Consider the following 20768-nt stretch of genomic DNA (forward strand, 5'->3'; position numbering starts at 1 on the left):
ATCCAGCAGGGTGGAGTGGATACATAAGAGAGCGCTTTTGGTGTAACTCATGTATCCAGAAGAGTGAGGTGGATACATGAGCGAGTGCTTTTTTGATAACTCATGTATCCAGAAGAGTGAGGTGGGTACATGAGCGGGCGCTTTGGTATAACTCATGTATCCAGCAGGGTGGAGTGGGTACATGAGCGAGCCTTTTGGTGTAACTCATTTATCCAGAAGAGTGGAGTGGATACATGAGTGAGCGCTTTTTGTATAACTCATGTATCCAGCAGGGTGGAGTGGATACATGAGCGAGCGCTTTTTGTATAATTCATGTCTCCAGCAGGGTGGAGTGAATACATAAGAGAGCGCTTTTGGTGTAACTCATGTATCCAGAAGAGTGGAGTGGATACAAGAGAGAGCGCTTTTGGTGTAACTCATGTATCCAGAAGAGTGGAATGGATACATAAGAGAGCACATTTTGGGTAACTCATGTATCCAGAAGAGTGATGTGGATACATGAGCGAGCGCTTTTGGTGTAACTCATGTATCCAGCAGGGTGGAGTGGATACATGAGCGAGCGCTTTTGGTGTAACTCATGTATCCAGAAGAGTGAGGTGGATACATGAGCGATCGCTTTTGGTGTAACTCATGTATCCAGAAGAGTGGAGTGGATACATGAGCGATCGCTTTTGGTGTAACTCATGTATCCAGAAGAGTGAGGTGATTACATTGGTGAGCACATGTTAGGTAACCCATGTATCCACCAAGGTGGAGAATGCATATAAGAGTCGTTTATGGGTAACTCATAACTCATATCTCCAAAAAAGTGAACCGGAGAAGAAGTTGTCATATTTTATAAACATTTGTTTGGTTCCGCGCTTCTTTGAAGTTCTCTCCCACTAGTATGGTGGATTTTTACAAAATGAACCAGGAGAGCGCAGGACGGATTAATTCTAATCAACCTGAAAAATTGCGCTTGATATTCCTTGAGTGATGAGGTAATATACTAATACAAGCTGCGTTGTACGTAATGATAATAAAGTTTTAACCTTTAAACTGTAATAGGGAGTTTTACATCGAAGCCGGAATGTCATGCCGCCATGTATAGCGGAAGACAAGAACGTTTCTGCAAACACCCACTTTGAGGAGTGGTGGTTTAAAACTTTCTTAGACGATTTACGGCAAATGTGGCTGTACATACTGCCAATCACAAAACCGGTTCCTGATGGGGAGCCGGTTTTTTATTTTGGCTCATTTCGTTACCTTTGTTTGCAATAAAGAAAAAACACCCATTTTCTTCTTTTGAAAACTTTGAGAACTAGTATCCTATGGGGATTTTTAAGGAAGCAGCAACATATCCAAAAACACCCAGTATAAAATACAAATAAAGAAATCCTTCCCAAAGCAAAAATATGTTTACTAACTAAGAGAGCACCTCTGAAAAGTCATTACGGAATAATGGAAAAAACTGTTCTTGATAATCCGGAAATGATGAGGTAATATACATATATAAGCTGCGTTGTACGTAATGATAATAAAGTTTTAACCTTTAAACTGTAATAGGGAGTTTTACATCGAAGCCGGAATGTCATGCCGCCATGTATAGCGGAAGACAGGAACGTTTCTGCAAACACCCACTTTGAGGAGTGGTGGTTTAAAACTTTCTTAGACGATTTACGGCAATTGCGGCCTACATACTACCACCAATCACAAACTGGATCCTGATGGGGATCCGGTTTTTTTGTGTTTATGTTGATGCTTTGCAGGGACTTATGGATGCTGTTCCAACTTGACCAAACAGGAAGATGATAAAGTGAAATTTTAGGGACACATTTGAAAAACTGTGTAAAGGATCTGTGGGTGTCCCCTTAACTCATTTTGAAGGACACCTGGCTCTGTAAAAATATGCTGATTTATCCTTCTCCTCCTCTTACTTAGAAGGATTGGAGCGGAAATCCATACTTTTAAAACAGCCACAACCTTTGCGAAAACTGTCTTTGAAAAATAAAAAACATCTAGAAAAAAGCAAAAACCTCCAGGGTGTCAGCCCCCGAAGGCTTCTAGTATATCGTTAAGGTCTCGCATATTCAGCGGCTTAGGGGTCTGCTGCCCTTTAGTCGGGAATGGGGAGCCGGATTTAGGCACATACCCTTGCTGAAGCATGCTCTTGATGTTTTCGAGTTCGTGGAGAATCTCCGCGTTGGTGCCTGTTTTGGCACCAGGCTTAAAATATTGGTCAAGGGCTGAAAAGACAAGGTGAGCCAGGGTATGATTGTGGGCATGATACTCGATTTGCTCCTGTATGACCCTGGAAACAGAATGACTGTCGCCGGTCTTTATATCGATATATTTATCTGGAATCGTAATGGCCACCCGATTGACGTAATCAGTGTACGTTTCTCCCATAACACTCAACCCCTGGTGGCTGCTAGGTCATTAGTTTCTTCTTGATGTTGTTTTTTCAAATGATTCATTTTTGCCAGGATCATAAGGCCCAATACATTTAACCTTTCAAGATTTTCAGGGAAGTAAAGGGTGATTGGCCGGCCTTTATCTGTCCATCTAACGGCAGCTTCCTGAATTTCCTTTTGGGCCAGTTTCGCTGCTCCGCCAACTGCGATGTAACGGGAAGCTCCTTTGATTTCATTTGAATTGCTCCTGACTTTGTCAAACAGCTCCAAATACTTGATCGCCATGGATTTCAATTGAGGTGTAATATATTTACTGATGTCTTTTCGAACGCCTGCAAACGGCTCAACATACCACTCCGCTTGGCCGGCTGCGAGTTTTTCTTCGAGTTCTGACCTCGAATCGAATTTATATAATTCATTTTTGCTGACCTTCTGGATAATGATGTCAAGGAACTGATTGATTCCGAAATGTTCTCCTTCCACAGAAGCGACAGGCTTGTTGTTTTTGATTCCCACAAAATCGACAGAATCTCCGCCAAGGTCACCAATCAGCACTCCTTTTGCAGAATCCCTCACAAGCTCGTCATCCATTATTCCAAGCGTCTCCTGGTCTCTGGTCATACCCAGATAAGCACATGCTCCTTCAGCACCGACGATGACATCCTTGATGACAAGCTTTATGCTTACTTCCTTTGGCTCGGGAATTCCAGGCACCTTATGAAGAATGACCGTGTGTGTGCCGGTCAGCCGCTGCTTCAGCTGCTCTTTCTTTTCTTTATATTGGGTGGTTGGCAGGGAGACAGCCAGTTGATCAATTTCATATACTATTTCGACAGCCTCCTCATGGATGAGCAGGGCATGATAGGCAGCCGCCGTGAAAAGCAGAATATAAGTACGGAGTTCATCAACTTTCTGGTTGTTGACAGAGGTCAAACTGACATTTCTTTGTCTGGCTGCTGATTTACCTGCATAATATATTTCTCTTCTATTGGTGACGGCGGGGCTTTTTACCTCCACGATTAAATTCTCTTCTAATACCACATCTTCTTCATCATATGGCAATTCATAGAACTCCTCATCAAATAAAGCGATGGCGTTTGGCATTTGATATTCCGAAATGCTTCCCTCATCTGATGTGAGTACCTTATACCAGCTGTTGCCGATATCAATCGCGAAAAAATTGGCCGATTTCATCATTATCTCCTCCTCTCTTGAATCCTATGGGCAAGAGAAGTGCGCTGTGCAAGTACCCAGTTTCTTTTTTGGCAAAATGAAAAAACCACTCAACTTTCTATGAAATTCCACGCCTGTCTTGATGCATATAACCAAGCTTAATAGACTCGTACGCATAGGATAAAGTGAAGGAAAAAACATAAGGAGGAAATACAATGAGTGAAAAACATCATCATCCTAAACGTGATTGTGTTGAAGTAAGCAAGTCAGCTAACGTTGGGGAGTGTGCCAATACTGAAGGCGAAACATTAATCGTTCCAGATGACGTCCTGAGAACAATCAGAGTTCCCGTTCAATTAGCTATTCGGGAAATTACGACTAACCTGGTAGCGGATATCCATTTTCCTGAACCCGTTATGGAAATCAAAGATGTCAAAAAGAGAGTTGAAATTGTACAATGCCGTCTTTTGACACCGCCTGTGGGAGCACCAGCATTCTCGGATAACGGAACGTTCCCGCTTGTTATCAAAGGTTACGTCCGCAAAAATATTCAGTATGCAACACCTATCTACAATAAAGAAGGAAATTGTGTGGCTTCTGATATCAAGTCACTTACAGTAAGAGTACCATTCGAGTGTGTATCCAATATTCCTTTGGACGCACCGGTTCAATTGCCGGTAGCGAACACTCGCAGTGAATTCGATTTCTATAGAGAGCAGGATCTTGGAAGAGGTTACCCTGAGAAAGATCAGTTCTTATCCAGCGACATCTCACAATTCCATCAATTCAGCACTCAATATTACAATCAGCTTCCATTCTGCGAACTGCTATCCAGCACGATCCTTGAGTGGGATGAGGCGACAAACCGCCACCAATACAACGAAGGGCCGGTAGGAGAAGGCTGCTTCACTAAAATTGTAGAGAAAATGATTGTTACATTTACAGTGAAAGTCCTTCAAAACCAGCAGCTGGTCGTTGAAACTGGCGATGACGACGCATAAGCAGCACAATGATTTGAAAAAACACTATTCCTAAGCAGGGATAGTGTTTTTTTAAGTTGCTTAGGAAAGTAGAAAAGGATTCTCTGTTGAAAATTTTTAACTCTGTTATCCACGTCCACTTTTAGCGGCTATCCACTCGGGATCAAATAGCCTAAAAAGAATAAAAGGGAAAATCGCCTTTAATACTCTTCGGAACATTTGCTTGTCTGGGCTGTTCGAGGCGCTTGCGTTATTGTTCTGTTTGATGGATGAGGGGAGGAGTGTGAAATGAGGCTCTTCATCCATTTTCCCAGCCAATTTACAAATTATGAATTTTGCAGCCGTGATAATCGTCTAAAAAATTCCAACTTGCCCATGGGCGCATGCCTATACATAGACGAATGCACAACATACAGTGAATTATCTTGATTTTTAAGGAGGACTATAAATGTCTGAATCATACAAAGAGAATAATGAGAGCTACTGTAAACCTAAACATCATCATCCGAATGTGAATATTGGTAAATTGGTTACAAAGGTGCCTGTGGTGCTCGCAGAACTTGCCCTGACTGCGGATATGACAGCCAAAATCACTTTTCCTGAGCCGGTTTTGGAGATCAAGGATATCAAGAAGCGGGTGAAAATTACTCAATGCCGTCTCCTTCTTCCGTCAAATAAACTTTTTGTCAGCGGATTTGTCCGCAAAAATATTCAATATGCCAGCCCTTCAGGGGATATTGAGCATGCAACCTCCCAATCCATTGCATCCGACCTTCACTCTTATACAGTAGACATTCCATTTCAATTAGTCACAGAGATCGAACGTTATCTTTCTGCTCCGGTCCAGCCGCAAATGAACTCAAGGGAAGAGTTTGATTTCTTCGTATCCCAATCTCTTCCTTCAGGCTATCCGGAAAAAGATGAATTGTTATCCAGCGATTTGTCACAATTCCATCAATCCAGCACACAATATTACAACGAACTGCCATATTGTGAGCTTGTTTCAAGCAGAATCATTGAATGGGATGAAGCAATCGATAGAAAGATGCTTGGGAAAGATGCTCCCCTTGCCGAAGGAATTTTTAAAACAATTGAAGAAAAGATGGTGTTGGATTTCACACTAAGAGTCATCCAGGATCAGCAAATACGTGTGGCTTCCACTACCAATGATGATCACCACCATCGTCATGATTGCGATGAGGAAGACCACTACTAAGATAGAATTTGTCCGGGGTTATACTAGTTCATAGTGTAATCCCTATTCCTTTTTTTAAATAAATAAACAGTTTTCCCATAGTCCGTATCGAGGAAGATGCTTAATTGCTTGAGGAGGTGAAAATGATGGATCGCAGAGAAAATTTTATAGTTCCCCTTTCACAAAGAAGGGATAGAAATGAATTTCAGAAAAACCAAGTATATCCTAGTTCATTCTACCGCAGCGCAGTTGAAGATGAGGAATATGCAGAAAACCTTACTGTAAAAGATAAGAAACAAAGCAGCGGTCCCTTGATCTTGCCCCCGCCTCCAACCGTATCAACAGAACTGAAAAAGAAAGATGAAAAGGAAATTGAACAGAAAGCAAAGGAACGAAAAAAATAGAGGAAATCATTCCGCTCCCTGAGGATGACGACGATTACTTTTTTGAAAAAGAGAAAGATGTTTTTCTTCCTCCACCAAGAGAAAATAGCATTGAAGATTACCTCATTGATAAAGAGGAGGAGCATGAAAATTATCAAATACCTGAAAAAGATGAGCCGACGGAAAAACTATCGAGTAGCTCTCTAGAGGACATTGAACTGGAGTTAAAACAGCCTGAAGAGAAAAATTGTCCTTGCAAAAATAGGGAAGTACTCCAAACAAAAACACTCAATGCCATACTTCCAGTCGAGTTGATCCAAGAAGAAGTGGAGATCGATCTATTTAACAGTTTTACATTGATGAACCCTCTCGCATCTATTTCACAAATAGAATGGAGGGTGGAAAGCTTTAAAGGATGGGCTCTTCCTCCATCCAGCACGGTCTTTCTTGAGTTGGTCCTTTCAGCAGATATTGAATTTGCTGCAGCGAAAGATGGAAGCCTTCAATCACTAAAAATATTTATTCCTTTGCAAAAAACGGTACAGGTGCATTGGCGGTCTGCCCCTGAATTTCCATCTGCAAGGAGAGGGGAGTATGAATTTAAAGAAAAAGAAGACGTAAACTTGTCGTCTCACAGAGTATGGGAAGAAAAATTGGCTCATCCTATTCTATTTGAAATACGTTCATTCAAGCTGCTATGGCATGATGAACTGGAAAAGGGTAAAGAAGGGAATAAGGTACTGGGTGTCCAGGGAACAGCTAAAGTCTCAATTGAAGCAAGCCAGAAACAAATGGTTTCATTGAATCTATAAAAAGGGTGTCTATCAATTAGACACCCTGTTAAATCATCTATCCATTAGATCGAGTCTTTCCTGGATAAGGTCCAGAATTGTTTTGGATGGTTTTCTTTCTGGAAGTTGTTCTTCAATCTCCTCGATTTCGTCTTCTAAAAGGGGACATTCAGGCGCATCTTCATAACGAAATGCAAAGCGTTCTTGATTTTGAACAAGCATGAACCACAAGTTTACTTCCATTCTTTCTGTTAAGTTAGTGAAGCGGCCATGTTTATAATCTTTGAAGAGATCAATTTCCATAATATCTGCTGACTTCAATACACATTCAATCGGCTCGTTGAAGTACTCATGAGTGTAGGAACCTGATTTGCGGGGATCAGCTCCAAGCTTGTTTTTTGAAGAATATTTGTATTCATGGGTTAAAGAACTCTTTTGACTTTTTACCTCTCTGTCAGCTCCAGGAATATAAACTTCATCTATGCATGAGAATGGAACATCTACACTGTAATCTCTTAAATAGCCATTGCATGATTCTACATATTGAATATTTTTGTGAATGGTTCCTTTCACAAAAATTTTCGCTTTGCCCCGTGAACCGGGATGTTTCAGAACTTCACACTGCTTCAGAGATACATTTTTCTTGATTGATTTAATTTCTTTTGCCGGAGAAGGCAGTTTAACGTGGGAAGAGATGTCCGTTTCCAAATTGACATAAGCCAGGATGACGGGTACATAGGTTCCGCCGGGAACATTATAGGAATCGGCACCGCATGAAACACTTTTTACCTTTGATTTAGGGCAGTGTTTTTTCTTGCTGTGACCCGGAAAGGAATATTTTTTTGACATAATCTTTCACTCCTTATTAAAGATGTCTATATGAAAATGGAATATTCAACAAATTTCATATACTACTTATATTTATATGTAGAAATTTGAAAAAATAGTGGACTAGTATCATCTGTTGCAAAAAAATCCGTATAAAACCATATTAAAATTGCGAGATTATTATAAGATAGGGTCTTTTAAGAGAACTTTCAGAGTTCCCATTTAAAAGTAGTAATAGAGGATGTTCAGACTCTACAGATTTATATTGTTTTTTGATAGGATTATAATGCAGAAGACAATTCAGGAAGAAATCAGAAAAGGGGGAGAACCCATGACTAAAATTTGCATCGTACGGCATGGCCAGACAGATTGGAATAGAGAGAGAAGGCTGCAAGGAAGGACAGATATTGAACTTAATAGAACCGGGGAACGACAAGCTGAACTGGCGCGCGATTTCTTGAAAGATGGAGAGTGGGATGCACTTATAACTTCACCTCTAAAAAGAGCCAGAAGAACAGCCGAAATCATTAACGAAAAACTAAATCTGCCATTGGTGGAAATGGAAGAGTTTGCTGAAAGATATTTCGGTGAGGCAGAAGGGCTGTTGATTGAAGAAAGCAAGAGAAAATATCCAAATGGAGGAAGCCCCGGGCAGGAAACCAGAGAAGAAGTCGCCGCACGTGCAGTGAGGGGAGTGAAAGAAATACAGAGAAGATTTCCTGACAAAAATGTTCTTTTAGTCGCTCATGGAGCTTTGATCGGTATCTTGTTTGCTCATTTGTCTCCAGACGATTTCGTCTATGGAGAGACCCATCTCCTTAATGCTTGCATCAATACAATCCACTTTCATAATGATAAATGGAACCTTAAAGAAATCAACCAGACCGGGCATCTATCAGAAGTATAGCATAAAGCTAGCACTCTGCTATTACCCAGTAACAGGGGACAGTCTCCTGTTTTGCTGTGCTGCCTCAGAGTGAAAATTATGGTGTTTTATTAATCATTTTGTATTATAATGGAATTGTACGTTACTACTAAACACATGTATGTCGTGTGAAGGAGAAAAACAAAATGACTAATGAAATGAATCAAAACGAAAATACACAGCAGGAACAAAAAAAGGTCAGCTTACAAGAAGCGATGAAACAGCAGCTTGAAAGAAAGAAGCAGGCTAAAGGAAATGGCAACCAGCAAAACGGCGGATTTACCGGCAATCAGCGAATGAAAAGCCAGCAGTCTAAAAAAGCAAGTGTCACTCGCAGAAAAATGGGCGGATGATCACTCTGCCTAAAAGGAGTCTTTCCCACTAGGAGGCTCCTTTTTTGTTTCTCCAAACTGGGAGAGCATCTCTATCTTTACTGAAGGCGTGAATTCATAATGAATAGCAGCAAGGTTTAAGAAAAGTGCTTTATAAAGAGTTTGTAATAATATCTATGGTGGGAAGCTTGTATCGAGATATCCAGACAAGCCTCCAAGCAGGCGGTTTACCTGTAAAGGACATGAATAATTTATAATAAGCGGAATTTTTCCGGCTAAGTTACTAAATTGCATTGGAAATGTGGTATATAAGCGGAATCTTTCCGCTTAAGCACAGCTAAAACGTCAATTTTCCCATCTTTTTAGCAAATAAGCGAAATTTCTCCGCTTATTATAGCTGTTTCTAATGATCTTTTTAAAATAAGCGGAAAATCTCCCCTTATTTCTTATAATTTTTTTCATTGAACATAAATGACTGATGAAATCAATCAGTGGGCCATAGGCAGAGGCGGGTAAGAGAGACTTCAAGCCGCAGAGCAAACCACCAGTTCTCGCTGGTGGTTTTAATTTTTGTCTAATAGTCAATAAGCCCTGTCACATCAGTTGGTCATCCGAACCGGAGCAGAACAGGTACTAGAAAGCGGGACCCTGCAGGTTGGTCAGGATATAGGAAAGGATGATACCGAGTGATGAAACAAACCCGATGACAGGCCCGCCCTGTTCAAATGCCTCTGGAAGCATGGTGGAAGAGACCATCGCCATGAGTCCTCCCGCCCCGAATGCTCCTATCAAATAACTGACATTTTCAGATGCACCCTCCAAAAAGAGATAGCCCAGGAGGGCACTGGCGGAAGACAGAATGACCACGCTGCCCCAAAGAAATAAGATCTTACTGATACTGTAGTTGTCTTTCCTTAATCCAATCGAACTGGAGAGGGACTCAGGCAAATTACTGATAAATATGGCGAGGATGAACACCCATTGGACTGGCTGGCTGCCGATAAAGCTGATTCCAATAATGATCGATTCAGGAATGGCATCCATCAAAGTACCGGCATAAATAGCCAGCCCGGCATGTCCGTGTGGATTTTTTTTAGAACGTTTCCGCTCATTCCCGCCTTTTCTGGTAATCACCAATTCAAAAATCGTAAAAAGGAGTGCCCCAAGCAAGAACAGGAAAGTTATGTGGAGAAGGTTGGCATTTCCTTGTGCTTCACTAAGCAAGTCGAATGTTGCGGACCCTATAATTAACCCCGTGCCGAAAGCCATGATATAGGCGACAATCCGATCAGGGATTTTCACGAATATTCCTAGAAGAGCGCCGATGAAAAGCGATAAACTTGCGATGCCTCCCCATAAAGCTGCCTGTACCATAAATTTCCCTCCTTATCCCTCTTTATGTGGGTCAATCAACCTTGATTGAAATTTTGAAAAAAGAAAAAAGAGTAACCCTTGAAGGATTCCTCTTAAAAATTATCGCTCTTTCGGCATTCCAGGAGGATAGTAATAGGGCGGCACCTTGATCCAGCCTTTTCCTCTCATAACACCTTTTAACTCCGAGCCATACTTCATCTTCTCCAGCATACAGTGTGTAAATAACATGCCTACATCATTTCGAATGGACTGGCTTGCCGCCGCTGCGCAGTGCATGACCGCCGCCACAGTTTTCATACTTACTCCATTCATAATTTCTTCATCTGTCATTTTTACACCCAAAGGAACGCTGTTAGGGTCAGAATCCGGACGGGGCTCACTTGTCCTGGGCAAATGTATGCCTTCTTGTTTCATAAACTCTTTAAAGCGCTGGCCTTGTACTTCACATTGTTTCAAGCTTTTTATTAACATGCTTTTTACTTCATCATCAATGGTCGAATTCAGCCCCATTTGAATATATACAGTTGCTTCATCCATGAGCGCCATATACATCCAGCAACTCATCACTTCACCAACATGAAGGGGATTCTTAGGTTCATCATCCAGGGTCATTTGAAGAAACTCCTTCATTGAGTCGAAAATCGATGTCATGGTATCCCTCCTGTTACCTTCATTTTTACCTGAGATTGAAAATTACATACGTAAATCATAAAAGAGTTACATTATTTACTAATCATTAGAAATAATAGGAGGAAGGAGGTGTACTGATTGGCAAACCCATTTGAAGCAGTTTGGAATACCATTAAAACCATGGTTGATAACGGAGATGAACAAAAATCGCCGTTGCATATCCTTGAAGCGGGGGATTGCTGGAAATACGTTACTTTAATGGAAGAATTCATTCGTTATGAAGAGATCGGTCTTAATACCACAGTGGATGATGAAGTGAAAGAAATGCTTACAGATGTCGTCAGATTATGTGAGGCACAGCTGGATAAGCTGACCCGGTTCATGAAAGAAGAAGGGATACCGCTGCCTGACGTAACATCCGCAAAGCCAGAGTCACTCCCTAATTCAATACCGATGGGAGTAAAGTTGACCGATGATGAGATAACAAACGGAATTGCTTTCAAGCTTGTAACCTGCATGCTTGCATGTGCGAATGGACAGGCGGATTCAGTCCGAAATGATTTGGGGCTGATGTGGTTTGGATTTTATACTGAATGGACGAATTTCGGAACTACCTTAAAAACCCTGATGAGGAAACGGGGATGGCTGAAGGTGCCGCCTTATTACTATCCGCCCGGGATGCCTCAGGAGAAAAACTAGTACAGCAGCATTCTCATGTTTGGGGTGGACCATGAAACGCTCTGAGTTTTTTACTCCACAATATCCACTTAGCTAAACGTAAGGCAGCGAGTGGCTGTGTGCAGTTGAAAGACAAATGTCAGGACCTAATCTGAATAAATGATGTTGATTCACGCTTCAATGGCTGACGCAACGGATAATATGAATTATGGAGATGCTTTATCGAATTTTTTGCTGTTTGATTCATACCCAACTCATTTTGTTCACAGACCTCATTGGGTAATATACCAATAACGGTTTGACTGGGGATGGCCGGCAGGATTGCTGCAAGAACACTAACCGCTGGTGACTAGGAGTTTTTAAAGAAATCCGCACATGAAATTATTAAAACAACTCGATTTGGGTTGTTTTTTTATGGCTCTTTTAGAAAACTTTGTTGCTTGAAAAGATGAATTTGGTGAGATAACTCCATAATTCCCCTTAAATGTGCTGGTAAGCAAGAAAGAAAAGAGCTGCTCAACCGGAATAAAGAGAAAAACTCTATTATCCAGGGAAAAATCCGGTGTTTGGGATTTTTCCGAAAGCAGCAATTTATTCGAAAACAGCCTTTTTTATTTGGCACTTTTCTATTAGATTTGTGTGTTTGCAGGCAATTTTACTTTCCTCCCAAGAGAATGCGGATCGGAAGACTTATATATTTATATTTAAAGACTGCCATGGAAAAATTAAAATTACATATTGACCAACTTGGTCAACGGATGTATGATGGAATTGACCGAGGTGGTCAACAAAGGGTTCAGTCCACTTGGAGGTGTAAATATGGATGAGAAATTTTTCAGTCTGGAACAAGAAAAGCAAGACAGGATATTAAATGCAGCCTTAAGGGAGTTTGCTCAAAAAGGTTTTAAAAATGCTTCTACAAATGAAATGGTGAAAGACGCGAATATCTCTAAAGGCCTGCTGTTTCATTATTTCAATAACAAAAAAGATCTTTATTTATTTTTGTTCGATCATTTTGTTCAACTGCTGATTGACAAAATGAAGAGAGAGGTTGATTGGGGGATAAGGGATATTTTTGACCGTCATATGGAAATGTCATCAGTCAAAATAAAAATGTTCCAACAGTATCCTCATGTGTTCGATTATTTTAATGGAATCTTTTTTGAAGAGGACCCCGTCATTCAGCATGAATTGGAAGAGAGAAAGCAAGAATTTCTCAGCAAGAATTACAAAGAAATGATGCAAGACATCGATACAAGCAAATTCAAAGAAGGGGTGGATGTCGAAAAGGTCAAAGACATTATCACCTGGTCATTTGAAGGGTTCTCAAACAGGATGCAGGCAAAGGTGAAAGGGATGGGACTGCAAAAGATAGGGATAGAAGAAACCATTTCAGAAATGGAAGATTATATGGAGGTACTGAAGAAATCGTTCTATAAATAGGGATACCAAAAAGGGAGGCATGGGGTATGGCGGTTTTACAAACAACCAATCTAACAAAAACATTCGGAAAATTCACTGCACTGAACGGAGTCAACATTGAAGTGAACCAAGGAGAGGTCTATGGGTTCATCGGTCCCAATGGTGCTGGAAAATCAACAACAATCCGAATTCTGCTTGGTGCTTTGAAGGCGACTAAGGGAGAAGCATCTATATTTGGGATGGATGCCTGGAAGGATGCTGTTGAAATCCACAAACGTATTGCGTATGTGCCGGGAGATGTAAACCTGTGGCCCAATCTTACAGGCGGTGAAGTCATCGATTTATTCATGAAGCTTAGAGGAACAACTGATAAGAATAAAAGAGAAGAGATGATTGAGAGGTTTAATCTTGATCCCACTAAGAAATGCCGGACGTATTCGAAGGGGAACAGACAGAAAGTGGCACTTGCAGCTGCATTCTCTTCCGGAGCCGACCTTTATATTCTGGATGAACCTACCTCTGGTCTCGATCCATTAATGGAGAGGGTATTCCAAGATTGCGTGGCTGAAGTAAAAAGGGAAGGGAAAAGTGTGCTCCTATCCAGTCACATCCTCTCAGAGGTGGAAAAGCTTTGTGACAGAGTCGGCATAATCAGGCAGGGAGAAATAATCGAAACAGGCACGCTTAAAGAACTCAGGCATTTAACCCGCACGAACTTGATGCTGGAAACAAGTCAGCCGATCGAATCCTTTAAAGAAGTAAAAGGTGTGCATGATATCAAACGGAACGGCCGGGAAATATCTCTTCAGGTTGACTCAGAATGGCTGCATGAAGTTATTACCTATGTCAGCGGCTTTGAAGTGACACGTCTTGAAAGTGCTCCGCCCACTCTGGAAGACATGTTCATGCGTCATTATGATACTTCAGGAAAAGCCTCAAGCATAGGAGATGGAGGTGAATCGTGATGAAAGGTCAGTTGATGACTAAAACTGGATTGCTTTTCCGTTTCATCCTTAGGCAGGACCGGGTAAGGGTACCAGTTTGGATTGTGTCTCTTTCTATACTGTCTCTCTTGACTGCACAATCCTTTGAAGGCTTGTATCCAACTAAAGAGAGCAGAGATGCTATTGCCCAAACAATGATGAACCCGGCGATGACTGCCATGCTTGGCAAGGGATATGGCATTGATAATTATACGTACGGAGCGATGTTTGCTCATGAAATGCTTTTATTTACAGCAGTCCTCGCGGCAATCATGAGCATCCTTCTGACAGCCCGGCATACCAGGGCTGAAGAAGAAGATGGACGGATTGAAATGATCAGGTCGCTGCCAGCCGGGCGATTGGCAAACCTAACTGCGGCTGGCTTGACATTGGTTCTATCGAATCTCCTATTAGCTCTTGTGACTGGTTTAGGACTGTATGCAATGCAAATTGAAAGCATGGATTTGAACGGGTCTCTCCTTTACGGAGCAGCTTTGGGGGCGACTGGGCTTTTCTTCAGTGGGGTAACGGCAGTGTTTGCACAGTTATCGGAGACCTCAAGGGGAGCAATCGGGTATTCATTCACTGTTTTAGGTGTAGCTTATTTAGTTCGTGCAATAGGAGATGTCAGCAGCGAAAGCCTTTCATGGTTTTCACCTTTGGGATGGGTGCTTGGCTCAGAAGTGTATGTCAATAATTACTGGTGGCCGGTCATCATGACGGCGTCTGCTGCTGCAGCATTGATTCTATTCTCTTTCTACCTGAATTCCATTCGGGATTTGGGTTCCGGATTTCTGCCATCACGGCCCGGAAAGCGATTTGCTTCTTCTCTGCTGCTGAGTCCCTTTGGTCTCGCAGCGCGGCTTCAGCGCACAGGTCTGATTTCATGGGCAGCGGGAATGCTGTTAATTGGAGCCTCATACGGTTCGATTTTTGGAGATTTAGAATCTTTCTTCAGTGAAATTGATATGATGCAGAAGCTTCTTCTAGAGGCAGAAGGTTTTTCATTAACGGAACAATTTTTGGCCAAAATCATGTCCATTGTAGCTATGATCAGCACTGTACCAGCACTCATGGTTGTATTGAAATTAAAAGGCGAAGAGAAAGCACACCGTACTGAACATCTGCTGGCACGTGCTGTTTCAAGAAACCGTCTGCTTGGCAGCTATTTGGCTCTTTCCTTTATCGTCTCATTCGTCATGCAAGGGACTGCCTCCATAGGCCTTGGCGCAACGGCGAATGCAATGATGGAAAACAGTATTGATTTCTTCACATTCATTAAAGCTGGAATGGTTTATCTTCCTGCTATGTGGATCTTGATTGCACTTGCTGTACTCCTGGTTGGCTTCCTGCCAAGATTTACAGGGCTGGCATGGTTGTACCTGGGCTATTCGTTCTTTGTCGTTTACCTTGGCGGAATGTTTCAATTTGATGATTGGGTCGGTAATATTTCACCGTTCGCACATATACCGGAACTGCCGATTGAGGAAATGAACTTTCTGAAGGTCATCCTGCTCTCAGTCATCGCCATTATTATCGCTGTGGCAGGCTTGGCAGGCTACCGGCGCAGAGACATCCAAGGTTGAAAGAAGGCCCATTTCCTTAGAGGGAGATGGGCTTTCTATCTTTATTGAAGATTTGAACCTAGAGGGGTGGGGATGAAGGGATATCGGACATCGATTTACCGTAAGTATGCGGCTCCAGCTCTTCAAAGAAAGAAATTCAAGAAATGGTCAGTGAGTTGGAAAGTAAGATTGCAAGCGAATTTGGAAATAACGGATACCACCAAGGTTTGGAATCATTCCTTTCATCATCAAGACATGACTGTTAATGTTCTCCTCTCTACAATTGGTCTTTTTTAAAGACCCTTTTCTAATGCTATTTTATCCTTCTCCTTTATGTAGCGGATTCCTTTCCATTTAAAACAGGCTTTTTTGAAAAAAACTATTTTAGTGGTTTATTAATGACTTAATGAGGGTACACATCTATGTTTACAGTTTTTTCAGGAAGGAATTCTACCTATGGCTTATTCTAGTGAAATGCATATTATTCAAAATCAGCGATTCAGAAATTTCGAAGAAGCGGCAGACAGCATTCTTCGTTTGATGGGAAAATGGATGGATATCAATACCCTCTTCATCGCTAAAAATGATAAACGAAATAATGAGATTGTGAAGGTGCAGAATAAGGATAAAACCTTATTGCGTGAAGGAGATACTCTTCCTTTTGAAGAAACCTTCTGCAAAATCAGTGTGGATAAAGGCAGGGAACTTTTGTTCATTCCCGATATAACGAGAAATGATTCTGCCAAATCATTGAATGTTACACATAACCTGGGAAGCGGCAGTTTTGTTGGCATTCCTATCTATTATGAGGATGGCAGAAATTATGGAACCATTTGTGGACTGGATACTGATCCCTTTTCGCTTTCAGAAGAACAGAAGGAAATATTTGAGACAATGAGTTCACTGCTCTCATTTGTACTTGAGCTTGATCAAGCGAATAAACAGATTGAAACTCTTTCTGCCCCTTTGGTCCCGCTTACTCAGGGTGTAGCTGTTCTGCCCATCGTCGGCATCATCAATGAAGAAAGAGCAGAAAAAGTGGTTGAGATGACGCTGGTGAAAAGCCAGGAGATGCAGCTGGAATACCTCGTCATTGATTTATCAGGCATAACGCATATCAATGATGAAGTAGTGTCATCACTATTGCGGATCGTCAGTTTGATGAAATTAGTCGGAGTTGAGCCTTTATTGACAGGAATCCGTCCTGACATTGCGATACAGGCGGTAAGACTGCATATCGACCTTAAACATATCCAAATCGAGTCAAATCTAGCTAATGCCTTAACCTATTTAGGCTTTACACTTCAAAGAAATAATTAGATTTTTTCCACCCAGATTGGTCTCTGGGTTTTTATTTTGGATTAAAGGAAGATCTGTTGCTAAAGGCCTGAGTATAAGGTAATGTTAGATTAAATAGACGAAAAATTATAATAAATTACATTTACTTACATATGGGGGTTTCTATGAACACGTTATTGTCTAACAAGAATACCGCTTTAGTTACCGATGAACTAGTGGTCAAGGCAATTGAGCAAAATCTGGCGATCATCCGTTTTGATGTGAACCGCCGGGTGGCGTATGTGAATGAGTTATTCGCTAACTCTATGGGATACAAGGCGGCCGACATGCTGGGAATGCTTCATAAAAAGTTCTGTTTTCCTTCTTTCGCAAATAGTCCGGAGTATGAAGAATTTTGGAGCGATCTGCTTGCTGGGAACAGCAATCAAGGAAAAATTGAGAGGGTGGACGCCCATGGAAACAAGCTATGGCTTGAGGCAACCTACATGCCGGTCTTATCTGAAGACGGGCGAAGCGTGGTTGGTGTTTCCAAAGTTGCCACGAACATAACTAAAAGGCAAACGGACATTCTTAGAATGGCTGATCACTTGAGTGAAATGTCTGAACAATTACATAGCCGTTCAGAAATGGGCATGAAGAGAAGCAAAGAGCTTTTGTCTACAATTGAGAGAATTTCTGAAGAATCAAATGAAAACAAACAGAACCTTGAGAATCTGCAAAACCAGGCTAATTTTATTACGGGAATTGTCAAGACGATTAGGGAAATTGCTGCCCAAACCAACTTGCTGGCACTGAATGCTGCTATAGAAGCCGCTCGCGCGGGTGAACACGGGAGAGGGTTTGATGTCGTAGCGAAGGAAGTCCGGAAGCTTTCAAAAAAAGTCGATCTGTCTATAACAGAGGTAAAGGAAAACATCGACGGAATTGTCAAGGAAGTAGGGAAAGTAACAGGAAGCATTGAACGGATTTCGGAGAGTGTGGATGAGAGCCAGAAACAAATCGACATAGCCATGCAGGAATTTGATGCCATCAGCAGTGCGGCTGGCGGATTGGATAAAAAAGCTCAGGAGTTCACGACGATTATCTAGTACGGGAAACAGGAGGGATTTCATGCTTCTTCATATTGAAAGTCTCTTTTCGTAAACTTTGTTGCTATTTGTTACTAATTCCGAAAAAGTAACCATATTAAGAGGGGGGAACTCTGGGAACACCGAAAAGAAAAGAGCTACTCTCCCCCGATAAGTGATAAAACTCTTAGGAGATCTTACTTCCATTAATATTATTTAATAGAACCTCATCCCCAAAATATCTCAATAAAATTACAAATAGCATGTCAGAAAGCAGTATGAAAGAAATGGATAAGAAAATTATTGGCGATGTCTTTAAATATACTAAACTTGAACAAGACATGCCCAAATTGACAACAAAGGATGAATTATCACAATATAACGCAACAACCATGGTCATAGCAGGAAAGAAAGATATCTTTTTTCCAGGAAGCAGTGTTAGTAAAACAGCGAAAGAAACCATCCCCAATTTAATTTCGATCAAAACCTATGATATGGGTCATTTTCCATCGAAGGAAAATTTGATAAACATAAATAAAGATATTGCTGATTTTTTATCCGTTCATTATTGATACGTTATAGTTCTTTTGTAAGGAACTACGAAGAACCTCACTTTTATTCAGATGCAAAAGTCTTATAAAATTCAAAAGCATCTATACTCAAGAAGTCTGTTCTAATGAAAGGAATGTGTTCATGCCGATAGAATTTATAACTATTTTCCCCATTGTTACTACCATGATTGCCCTACTCGCCTTTTCTTTGATTTTCAGGAAGAGTGATAAGGTCGACAAGGGATTTGCTTTGAATTATTATCGTCTCAGCTACAGAAGGAAGATTATCAGGACTCTTTACAGCCTTCCATTTATCTTGGTTTGTATTGTGATTATTTATATTCTGCCAGAACCTGATTTTGTATTTAGGGTGTCTATCTGCATCTTTCTGCTAATCTTGTTCGCAGCACAATTAATATATAATATTATGATGTGGAAAAAGAAAGAAAAGGGTCAGGATCTTGAGGGCTAAATCATCAGTAGACTGGTTAGATATCCTTTATATTTTTTAGCTTCACTCAGAGCATGTTAACAAAACACTTTAACGCTCCGTATATTTTAGTCATTGAACAATGAGGTTACCCTTTACGCATTTTCCGCACAAAAACTAGTAATTATAAGATCGAAGGGTATGTAACCGAACCAGGCAGTCCGGTAGTCATTATTTTTCTCTGGAAGCCTTCATCTTTTTGTGAAATGGGCACTTGGAGAGAGTAGTAGTATCGTCTCTAAGAAAATATTGCTTCCATTCATAATTATCTTCACTTCCATACTTCTTTAATTCCGGATGCGCATCTATTTTGTCATAATGAAGAAGCCTTTTCCGAATCTGCTTTTGTACCTTCTCAGCATATGAAGGGTTAGAATTAAATTCCTGGAGGACCCACCTGGGGGTGACCGCCATCATCATATAGGGAAAGTAACGGCTGTCCCTGTTTCTGTGGAGCGGGGTGGCACAGTACATGAAGTACTGCTCTCCATGAAAGCAAAATTCCCAGTGAGAATCTTCGGGATCTGTAGGAATATGTGCCGGCCAATCACTTTTGTCCAGTTCATTCAATTGGTTGAGCAGCTTCCAAAATAAGAATTCAAAGTCTTCCACTGTATTGGTTTCCACCATCGCTGCTGGTGTATCAAAGAAAACAACCAGTGTCGTATACTTCCCAAAATCACGGTTCTTTAAGGAATATTGTTCAAGAATTTCAGCAAGTTCTATTCCAGTTGACTCAGAACCTGGAAACCCAGCAAATCCATAACGGAGATGTTTTAATCCATATGCCTGAGTAGCCGGAATGCAGGGGAACTTCTTATTGCTGGTCATTTTATCGGCGAATCGGCTTATCGCATCTTTTTTCCATGCAGACAAACTGCCTGTTTCTGGACCTTCTTCTGTGTATAAAACCATAAACATACACCCTCCTCTCAGTAAACAGGATATTACCGTGGTGGATATAGGTGAATGTCCTTTGTATGAATGGGCGGTTGTCATGCTTCTGGATGTGTTTTCTCCATTGCAGTGAGATCCCGGATGGAAGTCATCATAAAACAAACCGGCCATACATTGAATGGCCGGCAGTTTACTTTATTTCATTTTTAAACTTAATCCGATTAAGAGTACCCCTGAGATTAAACAGACGGCTTTCATAATTGAAATCTTTCCTGATAAACCCATCAGTCCGATTGCCGTGGTCGAAAAGAAAATCGTCGGTCCTACAAGAGCCAGCATGGTATTGATGGCAAATGCCTTCTCCAAATCATTGAACTTCAACATAAGCAAAGCGGCGCCGATTTCTATGCTTCCTGATAAAATTCTTAAAGCAACCATTGCTAAAAGGGCTTTTTCGATAAAGACAAACATCCAACGTCCCCTCACTATATAATCTTGGTATGTAGAAAATACGATTCATTAAAGAAATCGCTTGTACAATTTATGCTAAGACGGGCAGGAATAGTAGTGAAAGGAGGAAATGATATGGAAGGGGAGGATTTGGATTAGGGTTGTTGAGCCAGGCTCAGAAAGGGTGCATTGAGCCAGGCTCAGAATGGGTGGATTGAGCCAGGCTCAGAATGGGTGGATTGAGCCAGGCTCAGAATGGGTGGATTGAGCCAGGCTCAGAATGGGTGGATTGAGCCAGGCTCAGAATGGGTGGATTGAGCCAGGCTCAGAATGGGTGGATTGAGCCAGGCTCAGAATGGGTG

The 20768-nt window shown here is 41.3% G+C and carries 21 protein-coding genes, 2 other RNA genes and 1 pseudogene; 17 read left to right on the forward strand and 7 right to left on the reverse strand.

The window, feature by feature from the left end; genetic code table 11:
• The first annotated feature begins 992 nt into the window (after window positions 1–992).
• Window positions 993–1180: non-coding RNA, 6S RNA (gene ssrS, locus B9Z54_RS07245), on the forward strand.
• Window positions 1181–1490: 310 nt separating this feature from the next.
• A non-coding RNA gene (gene ssrS, locus B9Z54_RS07250) (6S RNA) lies at window positions 1491–1678 on the forward strand.
• A 347-nt stretch (window positions 1679–2025) separates the two neighbouring features.
• Here ssrS (B9Z54_RS07250) and B9Z54_RS07255 read toward each other — a convergent pair.
• Complete coding sequence (locus tag B9Z54_RS07255) at window positions 2026–2388, reverse strand: hypothetical protein (protein ID WP_240189834.1); 363 nt, start codon at window positions 2386–2388, stop codon at window positions 2026–2028.
• 5 nt (window positions 2389–2393) lie between these two features.
• Window positions 2394–3587: a ParM/StbA family protein gene (locus tag B9Z54_RS07260; protein ID WP_113927761.1), complete on the reverse strand. Its 1194-nt coding sequence runs from the start codon at window positions 3585–3587 to the stop codon at window positions 2394–2396.
• A 194-nt stretch (window positions 3588–3781) separates the two neighbouring features.
• On the opposite strand from B9Z54_RS07260, the gene B9Z54_RS07265 reads away from it, so the two are divergent.
• The 4 genes from B9Z54_RS07265 (at window position 3782) to B9Z54_RS07285 (ending at window position 6936) form a co-directional block, all read left to right on the forward strand.
• Window positions 3782–4567, forward strand: coding sequence for a CsxC family protein (locus B9Z54_RS07265; RefSeq protein ID WP_113927762.1), 786 nt, complete (start codon window positions 3782–3784; stop codon window positions 4565–4567).
• A gap of 427 nt (window positions 4568–4994) precedes the next feature.
• Window positions 4995–5762 (forward strand): CsxC family protein, encoded by a 768-nt coding sequence (locus B9Z54_RS07275; protein ID WP_113927764.1) that lies wholly within the window; start codon window positions 4995–4997, stop codon window positions 5760–5762.
• Window positions 5763–5887: 125 nt separating this feature from the next.
• Window positions 5888–6145 (forward strand): hypothetical protein, encoded by a 258-nt coding sequence (locus B9Z54_RS07280; protein WP_113927765.1) that lies wholly within the window; start codon window positions 5888–5890, stop codon window positions 6143–6145.
• Between the two features lie 290 nt (window positions 6146–6435).
• Entirely contained in the window at window positions 6436–6936 is a 501-nt protein-coding gene (locus B9Z54_RS07285; RefSeq protein WP_162785126.1) for a hypothetical protein, read from the forward strand.
• Window positions 6937–6969: 33 nt separating this feature from the next.
• Here B9Z54_RS07285 and B9Z54_RS07290 read toward each other — a convergent pair whose 3' ends face one another.
• Window positions 6970–7764 (reverse strand): CsxC family protein, encoded by a 795-nt coding sequence (locus B9Z54_RS07290; RefSeq protein WP_113927767.1) that lies wholly within the window; start codon window positions 7762–7764, stop codon window positions 6970–6972.
• A gap of 310 nt (window positions 7765–8074) precedes the next feature.
• Between B9Z54_RS07290 and B9Z54_RS07295 the strand changes: the two genes are divergently transcribed.
• Together B9Z54_RS07295 and B9Z54_RS07300 are read left to right on the forward strand one after the other, a co-directional pair.
• Complete coding sequence (locus tag B9Z54_RS07295; protein ID WP_113927781.1) at window positions 8075–8650, forward strand: histidine phosphatase family protein; 576 nt, start codon at window positions 8075–8077, stop codon at window positions 8648–8650.
• Window positions 8651–8814: 164 nt separating this feature from the next.
• Window positions 8815–9021, forward strand: a complete 207-nt coding sequence (locus tag B9Z54_RS07300; protein WP_240189835.1) for a hypothetical protein — start codon at window positions 8815–8817, stop codon at window positions 9019–9021.
• Between the two features lie 612 nt (window positions 9022–9633).
• Here B9Z54_RS07300 and B9Z54_RS07305 read toward each other — a convergent pair.
• The gene (locus B9Z54_RS07305; protein ID WP_113927768.1) at window positions 9634–10374 is read right to left on the reverse strand and encodes a ZIP family metal transporter; all 741 of its coding nucleotides are present in this window, start codon (window positions 10372–10374) and stop codon (window positions 9634–9636) included.
• Between the two features lie 99 nt (window positions 10375–10473).
• Window positions 10474–11025: a DUF3231 family protein gene (locus B9Z54_RS07310; protein WP_113927769.1), complete on the reverse strand. Its 552-nt coding sequence runs from the start codon at window positions 11023–11025 to the stop codon at window positions 10474–10476.
• A gap of 117 nt (window positions 11026–11142) precedes the next feature.
• Here B9Z54_RS07310 and B9Z54_RS07315 point away from each other — a divergent pair, with 117 nt between their 5' ends.
• From B9Z54_RS07315 to B9Z54_RS07350, 9 genes and pseudogenes are all read left to right on the forward strand, one after another.
• The gene (locus B9Z54_RS07315) at window positions 11143–11703 is read left to right on the forward strand and encodes a DUF3231 family protein (protein WP_113927770.1); all 561 of its coding nucleotides are present in this window, start codon (window positions 11143–11145) and stop codon (window positions 11701–11703) included.
• A 798-nt stretch (window positions 11704–12501) separates the two neighbouring features.
• Complete coding sequence (locus tag B9Z54_RS07320; protein WP_113927771.1) at window positions 12502–13125, forward strand: TetR/AcrR family transcriptional regulator; 624 nt, start codon at window positions 12502–12504, stop codon at window positions 13123–13125.
• 26 nt (window positions 13126–13151) lie between these two features.
• Window positions 13152–14069: an ABC transporter ATP-binding protein gene (locus B9Z54_RS07325; RefSeq protein ID WP_113927772.1), complete on the forward strand. Its 918-nt coding sequence runs from the start codon at window positions 13152–13154 to the stop codon at window positions 14067–14069.
• Window positions 14069–15673 (forward strand): ABC transporter permease, encoded by a 1605-nt coding sequence (locus tag B9Z54_RS07330; protein WP_113927773.1) that lies wholly within the window; start codon window positions 14069–14071, stop codon window positions 15671–15673. The genes B9Z54_RS07325 and B9Z54_RS07330 overlap by 1 nt, the downstream gene beginning before the upstream one ends.
• Before the next feature lie 72 nt (window positions 15674–15745).
• A complete protein-coding gene (locus B9Z54_RS07335) occupies window positions 15746–15949 on the forward strand; it encodes a hypothetical protein (protein ID WP_113927774.1) in 204 nt (67 codons plus the stop codon).
• A gap of 159 nt (window positions 15950–16108) precedes the next feature.
• The gene (locus B9Z54_RS07340) at window positions 16109–16972 is read left to right on the forward strand and encodes an STAS domain-containing protein (protein WP_113927775.1); all 864 of its coding nucleotides are present in this window, start codon (window positions 16109–16111) and stop codon (window positions 16970–16972) included.
• A gap of 143 nt (window positions 16973–17115) precedes the next feature.
• A pseudogene (locus B9Z54_RS26640) lies at window positions 17116–17502 on the forward strand (PAS domain-containing protein); the annotation flags it as partial.
• An 81-nt stretch (window positions 17503–17583) separates the two neighbouring features.
• The gene (locus B9Z54_RS26645) at window positions 17584–18039 is read left to right on the forward strand and encodes a methyl-accepting chemotaxis protein (protein ID WP_481747784.1); all 456 of its coding nucleotides are present in this window, start codon (window positions 17584–17586) and stop codon (window positions 18037–18039) included.
• A 266-nt stretch (window positions 18040–18305) separates the two neighbouring features.
• Window positions 18306–18590: an alpha/beta fold hydrolase gene (locus B9Z54_RS07350; RefSeq protein ID WP_162785127.1), complete on the forward strand. Its 285-nt coding sequence runs from the start codon at window positions 18306–18308 to the stop codon at window positions 18588–18590.
• A 640-nt stretch (window positions 18591–19230) separates the two neighbouring features.
• On the opposite strand, the gene B9Z54_RS07360 is transcribed toward B9Z54_RS07350, so the two are convergent.
• Complete coding sequence (locus B9Z54_RS07360) at window positions 19231–19974, reverse strand: YqcI/YcgG family protein (protein WP_113927779.1); 744 nt, start codon at window positions 19972–19974, stop codon at window positions 19231–19233.
• Window positions 19975–20151: 177 nt separating this feature from the next.
• Window positions 20152–20427, reverse strand: coding sequence for a YqhV family protein (locus B9Z54_RS07365; protein WP_113927780.1), 276 nt, complete (start codon window positions 20425–20427; stop codon window positions 20152–20154).
• Window positions 20428–20768 lie beyond the last annotated feature (341 nt).

The sequence above is a fragment of the Bacillus sp. P14.5 genome, assembly GCF_003316765.1.
Classification (GTDB): domain Bacteria; phylum Bacillota; class Bacilli; order Bacillales; family Bacillaceae_B; genus Rossellomorea.

Bases quoted from the DNA above. Each gene is read 5' to 3' on its own strand.
- B9Z54_RS07255 (WP_240189834.1), bottom strand. From the start codon at position 2,388: ATGGGAGAAACGTACACTGATTACGTCAATCGGGTGGCCATTACGATT.
- B9Z54_RS07305 (WP_113927768.1), bottom strand. From the start codon at position 10,374: ATGGTACAGGCAGCTTTATGGGGAGGCATCGCAAGTTTATCGCTTTTC.
- B9Z54_RS07330 (WP_113927773.1), top strand. From the start codon at position 14,069: ATGAAAGGTCAGTTGATGACTAAAACTGGATTGCTTTTCCGTTTCATC.
- B9Z54_RS07360 (WP_113927779.1), bottom strand. From the start codon at position 19,974: ATGGTTTTATACACAGAAGAAGGTCCAGAAACAGGCAGTTTGTCTGCA.
- B9Z54_RS07260 (WP_113927761.1), bottom strand. From the start codon at position 3,587: ATGAAATCGGCCAATTTTTTCGCGATTGATATCGGCAACAGCTGGTAT.
- B9Z54_RS07335 (WP_113927774.1), top strand. From the start codon at position 15,746: ATGAAGGGATATCGGACATCGATTTACCGTAAGTATGCGGCTCCAGCT.
- B9Z54_RS07310 (WP_113927769.1), bottom strand. From the start codon at position 11,025: ATGACATCGATTTTCGACTCAATGAAGGAGTTTCTTCAAATGACCCTG.
- B9Z54_RS26645 (WP_481747784.1), top strand. From the start codon at position 17,584: ATGAAGAGAAGCAAAGAGCTTTTGTCTACAATTGAGAGAATTTCTGAA.
- B9Z54_RS07300 (WP_240189835.1), top strand. From the start codon at position 8,815: ATGACTAATGAAATGAATCAAAACGAAAATACACAGCAGGAACAAAAA.
- B9Z54_RS07325 (WP_113927772.1), top strand. From the start codon at position 13,152: ATGGCGGTTTTACAAACAACCAATCTAACAAAAACATTCGGAAAATTC.
- B9Z54_RS07350 (WP_162785127.1), top strand. From the start codon at position 18,306: ATGGATAAGAAAATTATTGGCGATGTCTTTAAATATACTAAACTTGAA.
- B9Z54_RS07320 (WP_113927771.1), top strand. From the start codon at position 12,502: ATGGATGAGAAATTTTTCAGTCTGGAACAAGAAAAGCAAGACAGGATA.
- B9Z54_RS07290 (WP_113927767.1), bottom strand. From the start codon at position 7,764: ATGTCAAAAAAATATTCCTTTCCGGGTCACAGCAAGAAAAAACACTGC.
- B9Z54_RS07275 (WP_113927764.1), top strand. From the start codon at position 4,995: ATGTCTGAATCATACAAAGAGAATAATGAGAGCTACTGTAAACCTAAA.
- B9Z54_RS07365 (WP_113927780.1), bottom strand. From the start codon at position 20,427: ATGTTTGTCTTTATCGAAAAAGCCCTTTTAGCAATGGTTGCTTTAAGA.
- B9Z54_RS07295 (WP_113927781.1), top strand. From the start codon at position 8,075: ATGACTAAAATTTGCATCGTACGGCATGGCCAGACAGATTGGAATAGA.
- B9Z54_RS07340 (WP_113927775.1), top strand. From the start codon at position 16,109: ATGGCTTATTCTAGTGAAATGCATATTATTCAAAATCAGCGATTCAGA.
- B9Z54_RS07280 (WP_113927765.1), top strand. From the start codon at position 5,888: ATGGATCGCAGAGAAAATTTTATAGTTCCCCTTTCACAAAGAAGGGAT.
- B9Z54_RS07265 (WP_113927762.1), top strand. From the start codon at position 3,782: ATGAGTGAAAAACATCATCATCCTAAACGTGATTGTGTTGAAGTAAGC.